The following is a 17,898-nucleotide window of genomic DNA, read 5'->3' on the forward strand; positions in this document are numbered from 1 at the left end:
ACCAAGTCGTCAATAATTCCTCATCACATGTAGCAAGCATTTAAACATAAGATGACCGGTGTATATTAAGCACCGGTCATTTCTAGTTCATGCGAAGATTAGGTTGTTATTTGCATACTTTTATAAATCTGTCCTTTTTCCGCGTACTCTTGTATAATTCGCTCCATATCTAGTAAGTCCTCAGTATTTAATTCGCGAACTACTTTTGCGGGTCTCCCAAAAGCTAGCATCCCTGGTGGGATAATTTTACCTTGAGGCACTAAACTACCAGCGCCAATAAATGCACCTTCGCCAATTTCAGCTCCATCTAGGACAATTGAACCCATTCCAATCAAGGCTCCTTTGCGAATCGTACAACTATGTAAAGTTACTTGATGGCCAATTGTTACTTCATCCTCTAAAATTAGTGGAGCGGTTGGGCTTTGGTGTAGGCAACATAAATCTTGAATGTTCACTTTACGACCAATCCGAGTTGCGTTCACGTCGCCGCGAATTACTGTATTAAACCAAATTGTAGACTCTGGACCGATTGTCACATCACCACTAATTGTGACATAATCAGCAATATATACAGACGAATCAATAATAGGTGTCTTATCTTTAAACGGGTAAATCATTTTATAACCTCATTTCTTTATTGGGATATGGTTTCATTATACAAAAAAAGAGGAATATAAAGAAGATAACTTTATAGAATGTAAGAGAGAAGGGGCGATGTTCATGTGGAAATGGGAAGCTGATGGACAAGCTAAAGCTGTCATTGCAATAATTCATAGTGCGTATGAGCATCATCGTAGATACGCATGGTTAATTGAAAAGTTTAGAAGTTCGGGTTTTCATGTCGTAATGGGAGACTTGCCAGGGCATGGAGAAGCTGCTCGAGCCAAAAATGCCCATGATGAAGATTTTAAATCGTATAATGCGTATATCGATCAATTGGTAGAAGCCTCTCTTTCGTATAACTTGCCAGTATTTGTTATGGGACATGGGTTAGGAGCAACACTAGTGATGCATGCACTTCAAGAAAAATCAATTGAATGTGCGGCAGTAATACTAACTTCTCCATGGTTACACTTACAAATCCACGCATCTAAATTATCGAGTGCTCTGTCGAGTATGGGCAAGTTAACTGGAAATGTAAAAAGCACACATGAAGTGACGATAAAACAGTTGACGAGAAATTATGATGTATATACGCAAGATAAAGATGATCATCTCTATAAAACAACCATTACATTGAAATGGTATCGTGAGTTACAAAACTTAATGAAAGTTACTTCTACAAAATCAGAAAGTATTCAAAACTTACCGGTCTTAATGATGACGGCAGAGCGAGATAAAATAACTGATCGCACATACTCAAGGCATTGGTTGCAAAAACAACAACTTTCTGAAATTCAATATAAAGAGTGGGAAAATTGCTTCCATGATTTATTTCATGAACCGGAACGTGAAGATGTATTTTTATATACTGAATCTTTTATGAACAATGTTTTGCGTTCAATTGGTTATATTGTGTAGACCCTCTAAATAAGAGTGTCTACTTTTTTTGACTAAAGCTAACGAGATTCATAGAAAGATATTCTTTTTCTGCTTACACATAATATTTTAATAAATCAAGAAATTTATTTCTGCTCCTAGTCTTGTACACATATACATTTTGTAATATAGTGAATTGTGTGACAAACTTGTGAACTAGACAAAGGGGGAAAAAAGGTGGAAAATTTCATTGGTACATTAAATGATTTTCTTTGGGGACCATGGATGATTTATGGATGTTTAGCAGTTGGACTTTTATTTTCAATACTTACTCGTTTTGTACAAGTAAGATTATTTAAAGACATGGTTCTTCAAATTTTTAAAGGGAAAAAATCGGATGCTGGGGTTTCTTCATTTCAAGCTTTAGCAATAGCATTATCTGGTCGAGTGGGAACAGGTAATATTGCAGGTACCGCAACAGCGATTGCGTTTGGTGGACCGGGTGCTGTTTTTTGGATGTGGGCTATAGCTTTCATCGGAGCATCTTCTGCATTTATCGAATCAACACTAGCTCAAATATATAAAGTGAAGGACGAGGGACAATATCGTGGTGGACCTGCCTATTACATAGAAAAAGGTATTGGTATTAAGTGGTATGCAGTTCTATTTGCGCTAGCAGCGTTATTAGCAATGTCAGTATTAATGCCAGGTATTCAATCAAATTCAATTGCAATCGGTATGGAAAATGCATTTGGACTTGAACGTTGGATTACAGGTGCAGCTATTGTCGTTATTCTTGGGATTATCATTCTTGGTGGAGTAAAACGAATTGCAAACGTCGCTCAATTAGTAGTACCGTTTATGGCAATTGCATATATGATCATGGCAGTTATCATTATCGGTATGAATATTACTGAGCTTCCAGGAGCAATTAAATTAATCTTCTCAAGCGCATTTGGTTTTGATTCTACTTTTGGTGGGATGATTGGTGCTGCAATTGCTTGGGGCGTAAAACGAGGAATTTATTCTAATGAAGCCGGTCAAGGTACTGGTCCTCACGCAGCAGCAGCAGCAGAAGTATCTCATCCAGTTAAGCAAGGTTTAGTTCAAGCCTTTTCAGTGTATATTGATACACTATTAGTGTGTTCAGCAACTGCTTTCATGATTATATTTACAGGCATGTACAATGTTCAATTAGATTCTGGAAAAGGAGATTTCGTATATGAGGGACTCTCTGGAGTAGAAGCTGGACCAGGTTATACACAAGCAGCAATTGACTCAGCATTACCAGGTGTGGGTATTGGAGCTGGATTTGTAGCTATTGCATTATTCTTCTTTGCTTTCACTACAATTATGGCTTATTACTATATGGCAGAAACAAATGTTGTGTACTTATTAAGAGGGAATGCTAAGCGGGTAGGAATTTTTGTTTTAAAAATTGTTATCTTAATCACAGCATACTTAGGAACAGTTCGTGAAGCGGGTCTTGCGTGGGCACTAGGCGATGTTGGTTTAGGATTAATGGTGTGGCTAAACTTAATAGCGATTCTGATCATTGCAAAACCAGCACTCCTAGCACTAAAAGATTACGAGGCACAGAAAAAAGAAGGAAAAGATCCTGTATTTGACCCAAGGAAACTTGGTATTAAAAATGCTGATTTCTGGATCGAATATAACGACAACTTGAAGAAAAAATAAACAATCGCCCAACTAAGGTTGGGCGATGTTTTTTTCTGTTATAGTAAAAGGAAAAAAGGAGAATTATATCTTGGCAAATATTCTATCCATATTTATTATCATTACGGGAATTTGTGTATATTTTATTATGAAGAAATTTTCTCATACAAATAAAACGTATTTAGTGAACTTTACAATTGCTTTACTTATGGCATTATTATTCATTCGCACGATGATGTTAGATCCGCTAGATTGGATTGGCTATATAGCAATTGTCTTTTGTGGCTTAGCATTTATTGCGCAAGTGATTCTGGGAATCAGAAGCTTAAAAATTTCCGAATAAGTTAAACCGATATCTGGGAAAAAATCACAGGTATCGGTTTTTTCTTATGTTCAAAATTTCTTTATATACCTATGTAACAGTCCCTACTGTTCAATCAAGAGGGAAACAAGGGCAGTTGAACAGGTAGCTCAAATAAAAAGACTAGAAGCCTTAGAAAAGGGCTCTATAAGTATGTTAGAAACTCTTATCACAAAAAAAATTGTCAAACCCGTCTGCATTCTATTGTGAATGTGACGGTTTTTGTTTTATTCTTAAAGAAAGAGGGGTGCTAACATGACAAAAATTTGTTTTCATCATGCAACGTTTTATACGATGAAAAATTCAGTCGATACAATAGAAGCCATATTAGTGGAAAATGGGAAAATTATTAAAATTGGTTTGTTTGAAGATTTAAAGAATCTTGCTGAGGAATTGGTCGATTTAGAGGGTTCGTTTGTCTATCCTGGATTTGTTGATAGCCATATACATATGATTGGACACGGAGATAAATTGCGGTACATCGATCTTTCTACTTACACATCTTCAGTAGAAATGACTAAGGATTTGCAAAAACTTTTGAAGCAACATCCAAGTGGCGAATGGTTTGTTGCGGAAGGTTGGAATGAAAACAATTTTGCAGATAAAAAAATACTTTCTCGTTATGATCTAGATAAGTTGTCAACGAGCCCACTTATGTTAAAAAGAGTTTGCCGTCATGCTGTAATTGTTAATTCAGCTGCACTTGAAATAGCAGGAATCACAAAGGATACTCCTGATCCAAATGACGGTGTCATTGTAAGAGATGAGATGGGCGAACCTACAGGTTATTTGCTGGATGGAGCAAAAGCATTTGTTGAAAAACACGTTCCAGAAGTGTCCATCACACAATTGGTTCTTTCATTAGAGGCTGCAGTAGAAGATTTAGTATCACGTGGGTTTACTGGAGTTCATACTGAGGACATGAGTTATTACGGAGATTATCCTAAACCACTTCAAGCCTTTAAACAAGTTATTGGGAATGGACGAAAATTCCGTGTAAATTTGTTGCGTCACCATACAGTGATTGACAAAATGATGGAAGAAGCGACATACGACGAGCCATGGATTGAACCCGGTGCCATGAAAATATTTATAGATGGCGCTCTTGGTGGACGTACAGCGTTACTTAGTAAACCGTATGCGGATGACCCGACAACTCATGGTGTGTCAATTCATTCACAAGATGAATTAAATATGCTTGTAGCAAAAGCGCGATCTTACGGACAAGCGATAGCGGTTCATGCAATAGGTGACTTAGGCATGGAAATGATTATATTGGCAATTGAAAAACATCCTGTTCCATTAGGGAAACGAGATCGTTTAATTCATGCCAATGTATTGCGTGAAGATTTAGTTATACGCTTGCAAAAACTAAATATCGTTTTGGATATTCAGCCTAGTTTTGTGTCTTCAGACTTCCCATGGGTTAAAGACCGATTAGGAGAAGCTCGACTTGACTGGGCATACGCATGGAAAAAGTTAATAAAGCGCGGAATTATATGCAGTGGTGGGTCAGACTCGCCAATTGAAGAAGTAGATGTACGTCTAGGTCTATACGCAGCGATTGCAAGGAAAAAACCGGGAGAAACTCACGATGGCTATCAGCCCGAAGAAAAACTTAGTCGTTATGAAGCAATTGCTCTATACACAATTGGTAGTGCGCAAGCTATTAGCAAAGAACACCAACGAGGCTATATTGATATCAATTTTGATGCAGATTTAACAGTATTTGATCGCGACTTATTTATTGGACCAGATGAACAAGTACTAGAAGCACAAGTAATGAAAACAATTATTGCTGGCGATATTATTTTTGAAAAATAATAATCTGAGTTCATCACACTTAAGCGAATCAATAATACCAAAAAGCAAGTAGCTAAATGCTACTTGCTTTTTCACTTGGCAATATGACATGTAATAAAAGTGTATTTATTGGTAAAAAATGGGTTAATTCGAGTTAAACATTGATAAAGCGGATAAAATCTTTGTTGAAGCCGAATAAAACTGTTGTGAAGCGGATAAAAAATGAATCGAAGCCGATTAAACGAAAGATCAACTCCTAATCAAAATAGTTGCTAAACCTAAAGCCTAAAATTCATATTAATTAAAACACTTGCTTATAATTAGTCACTTCACGCAATGCCGCCTCTTCAATAGGAATACGTATGCTCAAAATAATTAAATTCAATAAAGTAAACACCAGTGCCGTAAAATAAGCTCCAAACATTAATGGGATAATAAAAATTTCACAGGATACGACAATATAATTAGGATGTTTAATGAGTCGGAATGGTCCTTTATTAACCACAGGAGCACCTGGTAAAACGATGATTTTCGTATTCCAAAATCTACCTAGAGAAGAAATAACCCACACTCTCATCATTTGCAGAACCAAAAAAATGACGAGGAATAGCAAGAAGTTAGCCGATAGACTTCGCCCCAAAATGACAAACTCAAAGATTAAACTAATAAAAAACCCAACATGTATAGCCAACATAAACGGATAGTGACTGGCACCGACTTCATAGGCACCTTGTGAACGCATCCATATTTCATTATTTCGAGCGACAAATAGTTCAACAATTCTTTGAACGATGACAAATCCTATTACACTTATGAAAACGATCATTTCTACTGCCATTCAAGTAACACCAGCTCACCGCTAAATCCTGGACCTAGGGCTGTTAATAATCCTTTTTCTCCAGGAGAACAATCCAACTTCATAAATGCTTCTAATACATAAAGAACTGTTGGGGAGGACATATTGCCATGTCTTTTTAAGATATCTCTTGATATAGCTGTTTTTGAAGAGTCGAATCCAAGCGCTTTCTCGTATGCAGATAATACTTTTTTTCCTCCTGGATGTGCAATGAAATGGTCAAGTTGAATCGAAGTTAGATGATGCTCCGATAAAAACTCCGTAACAAAGGGCTCAAGCCACTTTTCTATAATCGATGGAATACTTTTAGAAAAAATTACATGCAGACCATCATTTTTTATAGCCCAGCCCATGACATTTTCTGAATTGGCCATAATTTTAGAAGAAGTTGCAATAACTACTGGACAATTTTTCTTAGAACCTATCTCGACCTCATTCCCACAAACTAAGGCACAAGCAGCACCATCAGCAAATAAAGAAGCACCAATTAAATTACTTTTGGTAAAGTCATTGGGTTGGAATGTTAAACTACATAACTCCACACATAACACGAGCACCTTCGCCGTAGGATGGGCTAAACAATAATCATTCGCTCGACTTAAACCAGAAGCACCACCAGCACAGCCCAACCCCCATATAGGAATCCGTTTAATAGAATCAGAAAAAGGGAGTTCGTTAATAATACGTGCATCAATACTAGGTGTAGAAAAACCTGTACTCGAGATAAAGAAAATGGCGTCAATTTCGGAAGGATGAACAGAATCAACCAAAAGTTCTTTATTTTGAAGGCATGCATTAATGGCCAATACTCCGTAAGAAGTGGCTAATTCAATATATAATCGATTGCGTTCTTCTAAATCATGGGAATGTTCAAACCATTCAATTGGTACGCAAAATTGTCGGGATTGGATTTCACCATTTTCAAAAACTTTGAGCATCCGATCTAAATCTGGGTAATGGTCAGTAAATAAATGCTTTAATAAAGTGGATGCATCTTGTTGAGAGTAATTATAAGAAGGAAGAAAAGAATTGACAGATTGAATTTTTGGCATATGGCTCTCCTTGTATAAAGATGATACTCCTAGTTTTTCCAATTTTCATAAAGATATTCAAAAAAACCTAAAGGAAGCTAAATAAATAGCTTCCTTTAGGTTTTCATTGTTGTTTTATTTTTTCAATCGCCAAAACAAATGGCGGATGGTTTTTTTGATTAATAAATTCGTATTTTAATACATTTACAAAGGATTGAGGGAGACTTTGTAAATAGTCAATTAATGCATCTCTCTCATCATCTCCACCCTCATGACCGTGATAAACAACCAGCACAACCAGTCCACCAACTTTTATTAACTTGAGACAACTTTTAATGGCAGTAATAGTCGTTTTAGATTGAGTAATGATCGAATGGTCTGCGCCAGGCAAATAGCCAAGATTAAAAACAGCAGCTGAAATTTCTTTTGTAACATATTGCGCTATCAATTCATGACCCGCATGGATAACAGTTGCATGAGCTCTCATTTCGTCTAAACGTAAAAGCGTAGCATCAATGGCTGTTTTTTGAACATCAAAGGCGTAAACATGCCCTGTAGAGCCCACTAATTGCGAAAGGAAGAGTGTATCATGCCCATTGCCAGCTGTAGCGTCAATCACAGTATCACCTGGAGAAATTGTCCTTTTTAATAATGTTTTTACAAATGGTAGAACTCGTTCAAGTTTCATTAAACTGACACCTTACCTGTATCGTATTTCATTGCTAATTTCACATAAAAGTACTTTTCTATTAAGTAATTCTACCATAATTTAATTCAATTTTTGCATAATTACGTATAGTTTGGGAAAATAGAAAAGAACGAATCGCAAAGGAGGGGTGAGAAAATGAATTCTGTATTTCAACATTTACCAGAGTCTGTCCTTACACAAATACTTGAAAATGCATTTCAATGGTTTGTTGTGGTCGATAAAGATGCTCGTATTCTATATATTAATGAAGATTACTGTGAATTTTTAGAAGTTTCGCGAACTCAAGCAATTGGTCAACCCGTAGAAGAAGTTATAGAAAACACTAAAATGCACGAAGTTATAAAATCTGGATTAGCCGATGTAGCATCCCCACATTACATTAAGGGGACATATATGCTTGCGAATCGCGTGCCATTAATTGTAGATGGAGAGATTGTTGGTGCTTTTGGAAGTGTCGTTTTTCGTGATATGACTGATTGGAAAAAATTAAGTTCTCATGTAAGGACGACTATGGATAAAATTCAGATGATTTCAGAAAATTCTGAACCCAAATCCCATTTAGAAGATATAAAAGGAAGCTCTAAAGCGATTCGCTCGATAAAAGAAACGATTCAAATGATTGCACCAAGCGATTTGTCCGTCTTAATTGAAGGAGAAAGTGGAACAGGAAAAGAGCTATTTGCACAAAGTATCCATGAACAATCCGATCGAACAGATTTGCCCTTTGTGAAAATTAATTGTGCAGCTATTCCAGCTGAATTACTAGAAGAAGAGATTTTTGGTAGTTATGATGAATCCAGAAATATATTTAGAAAAGGTCGTTTTGAATTAGCCGATAAAGGTACCTTGTTTATTGATGAAATTGGTGCCATGCCACTCACCATTCAAGCGAAGCTACTTCGTGCTATTCAAGAAGGAGAGATTGAACCAATTGGCTCACATATCTCTACTCAAGTAAGTGTACGTATACTTGCAGCCACTAATCGACCAATTGAACACTTAATTGAACAAGGCAAATTCCGGGAAGATTTGTACTATCGTATCCAAACCATTACGCTACGCATCCCCCCGTTGCGAGAACGAATGGAAGATTTTACAGAACTAGCGAATACATTTTTACAGCAATATATATTAAAAGTAGGAAAACGTAGGCTAGTACTCGCTAGCAAAACTAGAGAGTACTTACAAAGCTACCATTGGCCTGGAAATGTTCGAGAACTACAAAATGTAATACAAGCAGCTGTGTATTTAGCCGAAGATGAAATAATTGAGCCTTCAGTTTTACCAGAACAATTAAAGCTAGCAAGGAGAAAGTCTCTTAATCAATTTGTGAATTTACAAGATGCGATTGAGGACCTGGAACGTACAATGATTCAAGAATTATTAGAAGATGAAAAAGATAAGAGAGTAATTGCTAAACAATTAGGTCTTAGTCGTTCGACATTATATGAAAAAATAAAAAAACACAACTTATGACCTAATTCCGAAAAAGCGGACTAGTTTCCGGGATTCCGGATTATATTATTCTGCTAAAATGTGGTATTATTGAATTTTTTTAATAATATCCGATATTTCGGACTGGTAAGTAGTAAGTCTCGACAAAAAGTTGTCACAAGTGCTATTGCGTGAATATTCCGCATCTGTTTTAATAACTAATGAAAGCGCTTTTTCACAAAATTTTAACTAATTCTTGTAAGGAGGAAACCTGATGAAGCCAATATATTCTTCTGCAGAAGAGGCTGTACAACAAATTCAAGATGGCATGACTTTAATGGTAGGTGGTTTCGGCTTAGTAGGAATACCTGAAAAAATGATTCTTGCACTTGTAGATAAAGGAGTAAAAGATTTAACAATCATTTCAAATAACTGTGGTGTAGATGACTGGGGTCTCGGTCTTTTATTGAAAAATAGACAAATCAAAAAAATGATTGGTTCATATGTTGGTGAAAATAAAGAATTTGAACGTCAAGTATTATCTGGTGAGATTGAAGTGGAGTTGACGCCACAAGGTACTTTAGCAGAAAAAATTCGTGCAGGTGGTGCTGGTATTCCCGCATTCTTTACACCGGCAGGCGTTGGAACAATAATAGCTGAAGGAAAAGAAATTCGTGAGTATGATGGCAAAGAATATGTACTTGAAGAAGCGTTACGTGCTGATTTTGCTCTTGTACGTGCAGCGAAAGCTGATAAGTTTGGTAATCTTGTCTATAACAAAACAGCTCAGAACTTTAATCCGATGATGGCAGCTGCAGGGAAATTCACAATTGCAGAAGTAGAAGAAATTGTGGAAACAGGCGACTTGGATCCGCACTCTATTCATACACCAAGCATTTATGTGCAAGGACTACTACAAGCATCACAAGAAAAACGGATTGAACGTTTAACGACTCGTTCATAGGACAGGAGGAGACAAACAACATGGGAAAAGTAAATTCTAGAGAACGAATTGCTATTCGAGCTGAACAAGAAATTGAAGACGGGGATTATGTGAATTTAGGAATAGGGATGCCTACATTAATTGCTAACTATATTTCTCCTAATAAAACGGTTGTTCTTCAATCAGAAAATGGATTGCTAGGTATAGGACCATATCCTACAGAAAATGAAGTTGATCCAGATTTAATTAATGCAGGTAAAGAAACGGTGACTACTATTCCCGGTTCTGCATTTTTCACAAGTGCTGAATCATTTGCAATGATTCGCGGTGGCCACGTTGATGTTGCCATTCTAGGTGGTATGGAAGTTTCAGAGACTGGGGATCTTGCTAACTGGATGATTCCAGGGAAAATGATTAAAGGAATGGGTGGCGCAATGGACTTAGTACATGGTGCCAAGAAAATCATTGTCATTATGGATCATGTTTCAAAAGACGGTTCTGCCAAAATTAAAAAACAATGTGACTTGCCGTTAACCGGTAAAGGCGTAGTAAACAAAATTATTACGGAACGTGGATTAATTGAAGTAACTCCAAGTGGTTTAGTTTTAAAAGAAGTTTTCGAAGGATTCTCTGTTCAAGACGTCATTGATTCTACTGAAGCTTCTCTAGATGTAACTAATGTAAAAGAAAATGTTCAGTTGTAAATCGTCTTAATAAAATTTCGGGGGAAATTTGTTCATGGATACTAGTATTGTGTTAGGTATGATTGGTCTTATAGGGGGACTAGCTTTACTTATTACCTTAACGTTGAAAGGTGTTAACATTCTGATCGGTGGTCCAGTCGCTGCTTTATTTGTCGCTCTGATGAGTGGATTGCCATTATTTCCTCAATTGGTTGCGGAAGGAGCTCCAAACTTCGTTACCAGTTATATGACAGGTTTTACATCGTTCATATTAGCTTGGTATCTTATGTTCTTACTAGGTGCTGTTTTCGGGAAAGTAATGGAAGACAGTGGTGCTGCTGATGCAGTTGCAAAATGGTTTGTTGAGAAATTAGGCATGAAATTTGCTGTGCTTGCACTTGTACTTGCTTGTGCTGTTCTTACATACGGTGGAGTTAGTTTGTTCGTCGTAGCATTTTCTGTATATCCAATGGCTATTTCGTTATTTAAACAAGCAGATTTACCACGTCGTTTTATCCCAGCGACGTTAGCATTAGGGTCTGTTACATTCACGATGACTTCTGCGGGTTCTCCAGAAATTCAAAACTGGATTCCAATTCCATTTTTAGGGACTAATCAGTTTGCAGGATGGGAAGTTAGTCTTATCGTAGCTGCATTCATGGCAGTCTTTGGGTACTGGTGGTTGAAAAAAATTATTAGTAAAGCAGTCAATAAAGGTGAGCATTTTGAAAATCGTGAGACGGATCCTACATTTGATGTCACAAGGCCATTACCTAATCCCTTCTTATCAATGATTCCATTATTGGTTGTACTGGTAATTTCGTTCATTTTCCACGATGAATTAAAAACTTCAGCGTTAATTGTTGCCTTGCTTGGTGGAATTATTGCAACATTTATCGTTAGTTGGAAATACTTTAAAGCACCATGGGAAGCAGTTTCTGCGGGTACTGTAGGTGCGATTATCGCAATTGGTAACACGGCTGCGGTTGTAGGTTTCGGAGGAGTAGCCAAAGCGGTTCCTGCTTTCGGTGTAGCTGTTGATGCAATGGCAAGTCTTCCTGGTTCACCATTGATTGGCGCAGCAGTAGCCGTATCGGTTATCGCAGGTATGACTGGTTCAGCTTCTGGTGGGCAAGCTATTGCTTTACCATTATTAGCACCAGGTTATATGGATGCTGGTGTTAACCCTGAAGCGTTACACCGTGTTGTGGCCATTTCATCTGGAGCACTTGATTCACTTCCACATAATGGCTATGTTGTTACAACTATTCATTCCATCTGTGGGGAAAAATATAGTGCAGCTTACTGGGCTGTAGCAGCGACAACAGTCGTAACTCCGGTCATTGGAGTAATAATCGCTATCATATTATTCTCATTTGGTATTGGTATTAATTAATTGTATTCAGCCGCCTCGTGCGGCTGATTTTTTTCTTAACTTGAATTGACAAGCCAATGAATAACAATATAAGAAATTATCATCAAACCCTGGATTGGGTGCAAACGGTATTTTTCGATGGAGGGACATATAATGGTAAAAGATAAAGTTTTATTCATTACAGGTGCAGCACAAGGAATTGGTTTTGAAATCGCTCGCGAGTTTGCTCAAGCAGGTGCGAAAGTGGTTTTGACTGATTTGAATGAAGAAAAAGTAAAAGAAGCAGCAAATTCACTTGGATTCAATGCAATTGGTTTAAAATGCGACGTAACCATAGAATCTGATATTGTGAAATCAATTGAAGAAACGATTGCTCATTTTGGAAGACTAGATATTTTGATTAACAATGCAGGTATGCAACATGTAGCCATGTTAGAAGATTTTCCAACAGAACGTTTTGAATTACTAATAAAAATTATGTTAACTGCTCCATTTATAGCCACGAAAAATGTATTACCACAGATGAGAAAACAAGGATTTGGACGAATTATCAATATGGCATCCATTAATGGATTAGTAGGATTTGCTGGAAAAGCAGCTTATAACTCTGCAAAACACGGAGTCATCGGTTTAACGAAAGTTGCTGCACTTGAAACAGCTACTGCAGGTATTACCGTTAATGCTATTTGCCCAGGGTATGTAGACACGCCACTTGTACGTAATCAACTACAAGATCTTGCGACAACTCGAAAAGTTCCACTAGAATCCGTGCTCGAAGATGTGATCTATCCACTCGTTCCTCAAAAGCGTTTGCTTGATGTGAAAGAAATTGCTGATTTAGCGATGTTCTTATCAAGTGAAGGTGCAAAAGGGATGACAGGGCAGGCAGTCGTTCTAGATGGGGGGTATACCGTCCAATAGCGCTTGTGCTTTCTGAAAACTTCGATTACAATAAAAAACAATAGTGTTAGGCTGTGAAGAGGATTAGTACATAATCTTGTGTTTACTAGAGAACCGACGGGTGGTGGAAGTCGGTAACACAACTTATCGAACTCGCCTTGGAGTCTGCAGTGGTGAAGTAGTAGTAACCGATGCCGTTTTCCGCGTTAAGGAAACAAGTTGAGCAATTCTTTGCTAATTTGGGTGGTACCGCGGGAGTATATGTATAACTCTCGTCCCTTAGTCTTTTGACTAATGGACGAGGGTTTTTTTATTTTTTTGAAAATCAGCAGAAGAAAAAACATTATATTTTACTATCGTGGTATAAATATGTGTTTTTCTCATCAATGGGAGGAAAAAAGTATGAATTTTAATCATTTACACATTGAAAAGAAATGGCAAAAGCATTGGGCACAAAATAACACATTTAAAACGGGTGAAGATCCATCAAAACCAAAGTTTTATGCACTTGATATGTTCCCATTCCCGTCAGGAGCAGGGTTGCATGTGGGACATCCAGAAGGCTATACCGCTACTGATATATTAAGTCGTTTTAAGCGTATGCAAGGTTACAATGTACTACATCCGATGGGCTGGGATGCATTCGGATTACCTGCAGAACAATATGCGCTGGATACGGGTAACGACCCTGCTGAATTTACAGCGAAAAACATCGCTACATTCAAACGTCAAATTCAAGAACTTGGATTTTCATATGATTGGGAACGAGAAGTTAATACAACTGATCCGTCTTATTACAAATGGACACAATGGATATTCTTGCAACTTCATAAAAAAGGCTTAGCTTACATTGATGAAGTGGCTGTGAACTGGTGTCCTGCTCTTGGAACAGTTCTTGCAAATGAAGAAGTCATTGATGGCAAGTCAGAACGTGGCGGACATCCTGTTGAAAGACGTCCAATGAAGCAATGGATGTTAAAAATCACAGCGTATGCAGATCGCTTAATTGAAGATCTTGATGATTTGGATTGGCCAGAAAGTATTAAAGACATGCAGCGTAACTGGGTGGGTCGCTCAGAAGGTGCCGAACTGACATTTAAAGTGGAAGGTTCTGACCATGCGTTCAGAGGATTTACAACACGACCAGATACAATTTTTGGTGCTACCTATGCTGTGCTGGCACCGGAACATCCTTTAGTAAAAGACATTACAACTGAAGACAAACGTGAAGCAGTAGTAAGCTATATAGATTCTGTAAAGTTGAAAAGTGATTTGGAACGGACTGATCTAGCTAAATCAAAAACGGGTGTGTTTACGGGTGCGTACGCTTTAAATCCAGTAAATGGAGAGAAAATGCCAATTTGGATTGCTGATTATGTCTTAGCTACTTATGGTACTGGAGCAATCATGGCTGTTCCGGCTCATGATGATCGTGACTATGAATTTGCGAAGCAATTTGACCTTCCAATTGTTGAAGTTGTGGCAGGCGGAGATATTACAAAAGAAGCTTATGTTGGAGAAGGCAAACACATAAACTCTGATTTCCTAAATGGACTGGATAAAATACAAGCAATTGAAAAATCCATTGCTTGGTTTGAAGAAAATGGTGCGGGTGAAAAGAAAGTGACGTATCGCCTGCGCGACTGGTTATTTAGCCGTCAACGTTACTGGGGAGAACCGATTCCAGTTATCCACTGGGAAGATGGCACTACTAAAGCAATTGATGAAGCTGACCTTCCATTAATTTTGCCGAAAGCAACAGATATAAAACCAAGTGGAACAGGAGAATCGCCACTTGCCAAAATTGAAGAGTGGGTTAATGTAGTAGATCCGAAAACAGGTATGAAAGGTCGTCGTGAGACCAATACGATGCCAAACTGGGCAGGTAGCTGTTGGTATTATCTTCGCTATCTAGATCCAACAAACGATCAAGCAATCGCGGATCCTGAATTAATAAAGCGTTGGTTACCAGTGGATATTTATATTGGTGGGGCAGAACATGCAGTACTTCATTTGTTGTACGCTAGATTCTGGCACAAGGTGCTGTATGACATTGGGGTTGTTCCTACCAAAGAACCATTCCAAAAACTATTCAACCAAGGCATGATTTTGGGAGAAAATAACGAAAAAATGTCTAAATCTAAAGGGAACGTAGTAAATCCTGACGACATCGTGGAAAGCCATGGGGCTGATACTCTTCGTTTATATGAAATGTTTATGGGTCCACTTGACGCATCCATTGCTTGGTCAGAAAATGGACTTGACGGTGCTCGTCGATTCTTAGACCGCATTTGGCGTTTGTTTATCAATGAAGACGGTTCAGTTAGTAGTAAAATTGTCAAAGCAAATGATGGGAAACTTGAAAAAGGATATCATCAAACTGTTAAAAAAGTGACTGAAGACTATGAAGGTATTCGGTTCAATACAGCAATTTCACAAATGATGGTATTTATTAATGAGGCATATAAAACGTCCCAAATTCCGATTGAATATGCAAAAGGATTTGTTCAATTATTAGCGCCACTTGTACCGCATATAGCTGAAGAGCTATGGGAAAAGCTTGGAGCAACTGAAACAATTTCTTATGAGACATGGCCTACATTTGATGAATCTAAATTAATTGAAAATGAAATTGAAATGGTCATTCAATTTAACGGGAAAATTCGCACCAAAATTGTCGTGAGTAAAGATCTTACGAAAGCAGAGTTGGAAAAAGTAGTGTTAGAAGATACACAAGTAATTGAAATTCTTGATGGTAAAGACATTAAGAAACTAATTGCAATCCCAGGTAAGTTAGTTAATATTGTGGTCGGCTAATGGAACCAATACTTTTGGTGATTTTACTTGTAATACTCGCATTTTCCTGGAAACTTTTCACGATTTTACGTCACCCAGAAATATCAAGACCAAATAAACGAATGGCCATAAGTGTCTTTGTCATTTCATTGATTTCATTCGCTATTGCCTTTTATTTTGCTGGGTAACGTAACATCGGACCAAGAGATCTAAATAAGCGAGAGGTGGCCAATGCCATCTCTCGCTTATTCGAATTCAGGTAACTAAAAGATAAGATACACGACTATCAAAATTGGCCTCTCACATTCGATTAAAGTGACGGTCACGAATACGCCACAAAATTATCTATACGAAAGACGCCTAATAAAGTAATAACGTCACTTTATTAGGCGTCTTTTATTATAGAGGCTATGGTTCATCAGGTTAAAATTCAAAGCGACCCGGAAACTCAAGTCGATAATTTGTGTAAAATCTTTTTATAGCAGGTACATCTTAAATTATTTGTTAAAACAGTCATCTTATTTCAATACTCAACTGGTTCAAAAGGAATGTTTTTTGCATATAGAGCAGCACTCATGCCTGCAATTTTCCCTGTTACGAGTGCGGATGTAATATTGTAGCCACCAGTATAGCCGTGAATATCTAAGATTTCTCCACAGAAATACAAACCTGGTTTTTTCTTAGAAGCCATTGTTTTGGGTTCAATCTCTTTAATAGACACTCCGCCACCGGTGACAAATGCTTTTTCAATCGGTTGTGTTCCATTTACTTTCATCGTAAATGATGTCAATAAGACTGCCAAATCACGAACTCTTTCGTTTGACAGATTAGCACCAATTTCATTTGGTTCTATCCCAGCACGATTAAGTAAAAATAATAACCAACGTTCTGGTGCGATACCTTTCCAAACATTTTTAAGTGATTTTTTCGCATCTTCTTTCATTAACTTAAATAATAGTTGAAAAGCAGATTCTGCATTTTCATTTGGCAAGGCGTTAATCACCATATTCACAGGTAATTCGCCATTTTTCATTCGTTCTTTGACTACATACTGACTGCAACGTAAAATGGCAGGACCACTTAAACCAAAGTGGGTAAATAACATGTCCATTTGATGTGTAATAAGTACTTTTCCTTTTTTATTTAAAACAGATACGGCTACATCACGAAGTGCCAACCCTTGAAGTTCCTTTGAACGTATGAACTGTTCATCTGACAACAAAGGAACTTCAGTCGGATATAATTTAGTGACTGTATGTCCTGCGCGTTCCGCCCAAGGATAGCCGTCGCCAGTAGAGCCAGTTTGTGGAACAGCTTTCCCACCAACCGCTAGAACAACTGACTTACTCAGTAATTCTTCGCCATTTTTAAGCTTCACACCTAGAATTTGCTCATCATTCATAAGAAGTTTCTCAACTGGACGTTCGAAGAGAACATCTACGTGTAGCTTTTCCAATTGTCGAACTAACGTATCTACTACGTCTTGTGCACGATTTGAAACAGGGAACATACGACCATGATCTTCCTCTTTTAATTCAACACCAAGACCTTCAAAGAAGGTAATAATATCTTCGTTGTTAAAAACAGAGAAGGGGCTATATAAAAATCGGCCATTTCCCGGTATATGTTTAACGATTTCTTCTTGAGTTAACCGATTTGTTACATTGCATCGTCCACCACCGGAAATGGCTAATTTTTTCCCGAGTTTTTTCCCTTTTTCAAGAAGTAATACTTTCTTTCCAATTTCACCTGCAGCAATGGCTGCCATTAAACCTGAGGGACCGCCTCCGACAATTATCACATCATACATGTCTAAACACACTTTCTCTTTTTTCTCTATTATAAACTATT

The 17,898-nt window shown here is 37.6% G+C and carries 16 protein-coding genes and 1 other annotated feature; of the genes, 11 read left to right on the forward strand and 5 right to left on the reverse strand.

Going from position 1 to position 17,898, the window contains the following annotated elements; translation table 11 throughout:
- Positions 1-98: 98 nt before the first annotated feature.
- On the reverse strand, positions 99-617 hold the full coding sequence (locus E2636_RS05500; RefSeq protein ID WP_134209303.1) for a gamma carbonic anhydrase: 519 nt from the start codon (positions 615-617) through the stop codon (positions 99-101).
- A 103-nt stretch (positions 618-720) separates the two neighbouring features.
- Between E2636_RS05500 and E2636_RS05505 the strand changes: the two genes are divergently transcribed.
- From E2636_RS05505 to E2636_RS05520, 4 genes are all read left to right on the forward strand, one after another.
- The gene (locus tag E2636_RS05505) at positions 721-1,521 is read left to right on the forward strand and encodes an alpha/beta hydrolase (RefSeq protein WP_134209304.1); all 801 of its coding nucleotides are present in this window, start codon (positions 721-723) and stop codon (positions 1,519-1,521) included.
- A 195-nt stretch (positions 1,522-1,716) separates the two neighbouring features.
- Positions 1,717-3,177, forward strand: coding sequence for an alanine/glycine:cation symporter family protein (locus tag E2636_RS05510; protein ID WP_134209305.1), 1,461 nt, complete (start codon positions 1,717-1,719; stop codon positions 3,175-3,177).
- A gap of 70 nt (positions 3,178-3,247) precedes the next feature.
- Complete coding sequence (locus tag E2636_RS05515) at positions 3,248-3,499, forward strand: hypothetical protein (protein WP_134209306.1); 252 nt, start codon at positions 3,248-3,250, stop codon at positions 3,497-3,499.
- A gap of 273 nt (positions 3,500-3,772) precedes the next feature.
- On the forward strand, positions 3,773-5,341 hold the full coding sequence (locus E2636_RS05520; protein WP_134209307.1) for an amidohydrolase: 1,569 nt from the start codon (positions 3,773-3,775) through the stop codon (positions 5,339-5,341).
- A 280-nt stretch (positions 5,342-5,621) separates the two neighbouring features.
- Here E2636_RS05520 and E2636_RS05525 read toward each other — a convergent pair whose 3' ends face one another.
- The 3 genes from E2636_RS05525 to E2636_RS05535 form a co-directional block, all read right to left on the reverse strand.
- Complete coding sequence (locus tag E2636_RS05525) at positions 5,622-6,158, reverse strand: isoprenylcysteine carboxyl methyltransferase family protein (protein ID WP_243840732.1); 537 nt, start codon at positions 6,156-6,158, stop codon at positions 5,622-5,624.
- Entirely contained in the window at positions 6,149-7,228 is a 1,080-nt protein-coding gene (locus tag E2636_RS05530) for a type III polyketide synthase (protein WP_134209308.1), read from the reverse strand. The genes E2636_RS05525 and E2636_RS05530 overlap by 10 nt, the downstream gene beginning before the upstream one ends.
- A gap of 103 nt (positions 7,229-7,331) precedes the next feature.
- Complete coding sequence (locus tag E2636_RS05535) at positions 7,332-7,895, reverse strand: tRNA 5-(aminomethyl)-2-thiouridylate-methyltransferase MnmM (protein ID WP_134209309.1); 564 nt, start codon at positions 7,893-7,895, stop codon at positions 7,332-7,334.
- A gap of 156 nt (positions 7,896-8,051) precedes the next feature.
- Here E2636_RS05535 and E2636_RS05540 point away from each other — a divergent pair, with 156 nt between their 5' ends.
- The 7 genes from E2636_RS05540 (at position 8,052) to E2636_RS18915 (ending at position 16,235) form a co-directional block, all read left to right on the forward strand.
- Positions 8,052-9,392, forward strand: coding sequence for a sigma-54 interaction domain-containing protein (locus E2636_RS05540; RefSeq protein WP_134209310.1), 1,341 nt, complete (start codon positions 8,052-8,054; stop codon positions 9,390-9,392).
- A gap of 232 nt (positions 9,393-9,624) precedes the next feature.
- On the forward strand, positions 9,625-10,314 hold the full coding sequence (locus E2636_RS05545; RefSeq protein WP_134209311.1) for a CoA transferase subunit A: 690 nt from the start codon (positions 9,625-9,627) through the stop codon (positions 10,312-10,314).
- A 20-nt stretch (positions 10,315-10,334) separates the two neighbouring features.
- The gene (locus E2636_RS05550; protein ID WP_134209312.1) at positions 10,335-10,997 is read left to right on the forward strand and encodes a 3-oxoacid CoA-transferase subunit B; all 663 of its coding nucleotides are present in this window, start codon (positions 10,335-10,337) and stop codon (positions 10,995-10,997) included.
- Positions 10,998-11,046: 49 nt separating this feature from the next.
- Positions 11,047-12,372: a GntP family permease gene (locus tag E2636_RS05555; protein ID WP_322789589.1), complete on the forward strand. Its 1,326-nt coding sequence runs from the start codon at positions 11,047-11,049 to the stop codon at positions 12,370-12,372.
- Positions 12,373-12,504: 132 nt separating this feature from the next.
- The gene (locus tag E2636_RS05560) at positions 12,505-13,272 is read left to right on the forward strand and encodes a 3-hydroxybutyrate dehydrogenase (protein WP_134209314.1); all 768 of its coding nucleotides are present in this window, start codon (positions 12,505-12,507) and stop codon (positions 13,270-13,272) included.
- 44 nt (positions 13,273-13,316) lie between these two features.
- Positions 13,317-13,534, forward strand: a binding site (T-box leader).
- 119 nt (positions 13,535-13,653) lie between these two features.
- Positions 13,654-16,068 (forward strand): leucine--tRNA ligase, encoded by a 2,415-nt coding sequence (gene leuS, locus E2636_RS05565; RefSeq protein ID WP_134209315.1) that lies wholly within the window; start codon positions 13,654-13,656, stop codon positions 16,066-16,068.
- Positions 16,068-16,235: a hypothetical protein gene (locus E2636_RS18915; protein WP_166669485.1), complete on the forward strand. Its 168-nt coding sequence runs from the start codon at positions 16,068-16,070 to the stop codon at positions 16,233-16,235. Before leuS ends, E2636_RS18915 begins: the two co-directional genes overlap by 1 nt.
- Before the next feature lie 335 nt (positions 16,236-16,570).
- On the opposite strand, the gene E2636_RS05570 is transcribed toward E2636_RS18915, so the two are convergent.
- Positions 16,571-17,857, reverse strand: coding sequence for a BaiN/RdsA family NAD(P)/FAD-dependent oxidoreductase (locus E2636_RS05570; protein WP_134209316.1), 1,287 nt, complete (start codon positions 17,855-17,857; stop codon positions 16,571-16,573).
- Positions 17,858-17,898 lie beyond the last annotated feature (41 nt).

The organism is Paenisporosarcina antarctica, assembly GCF_004367585.1.
Taxonomy (GTDB): domain Bacteria; phylum Bacillota; class Bacilli; order Bacillales_A; family Planococcaceae; genus Paenisporosarcina; species Paenisporosarcina antarctica.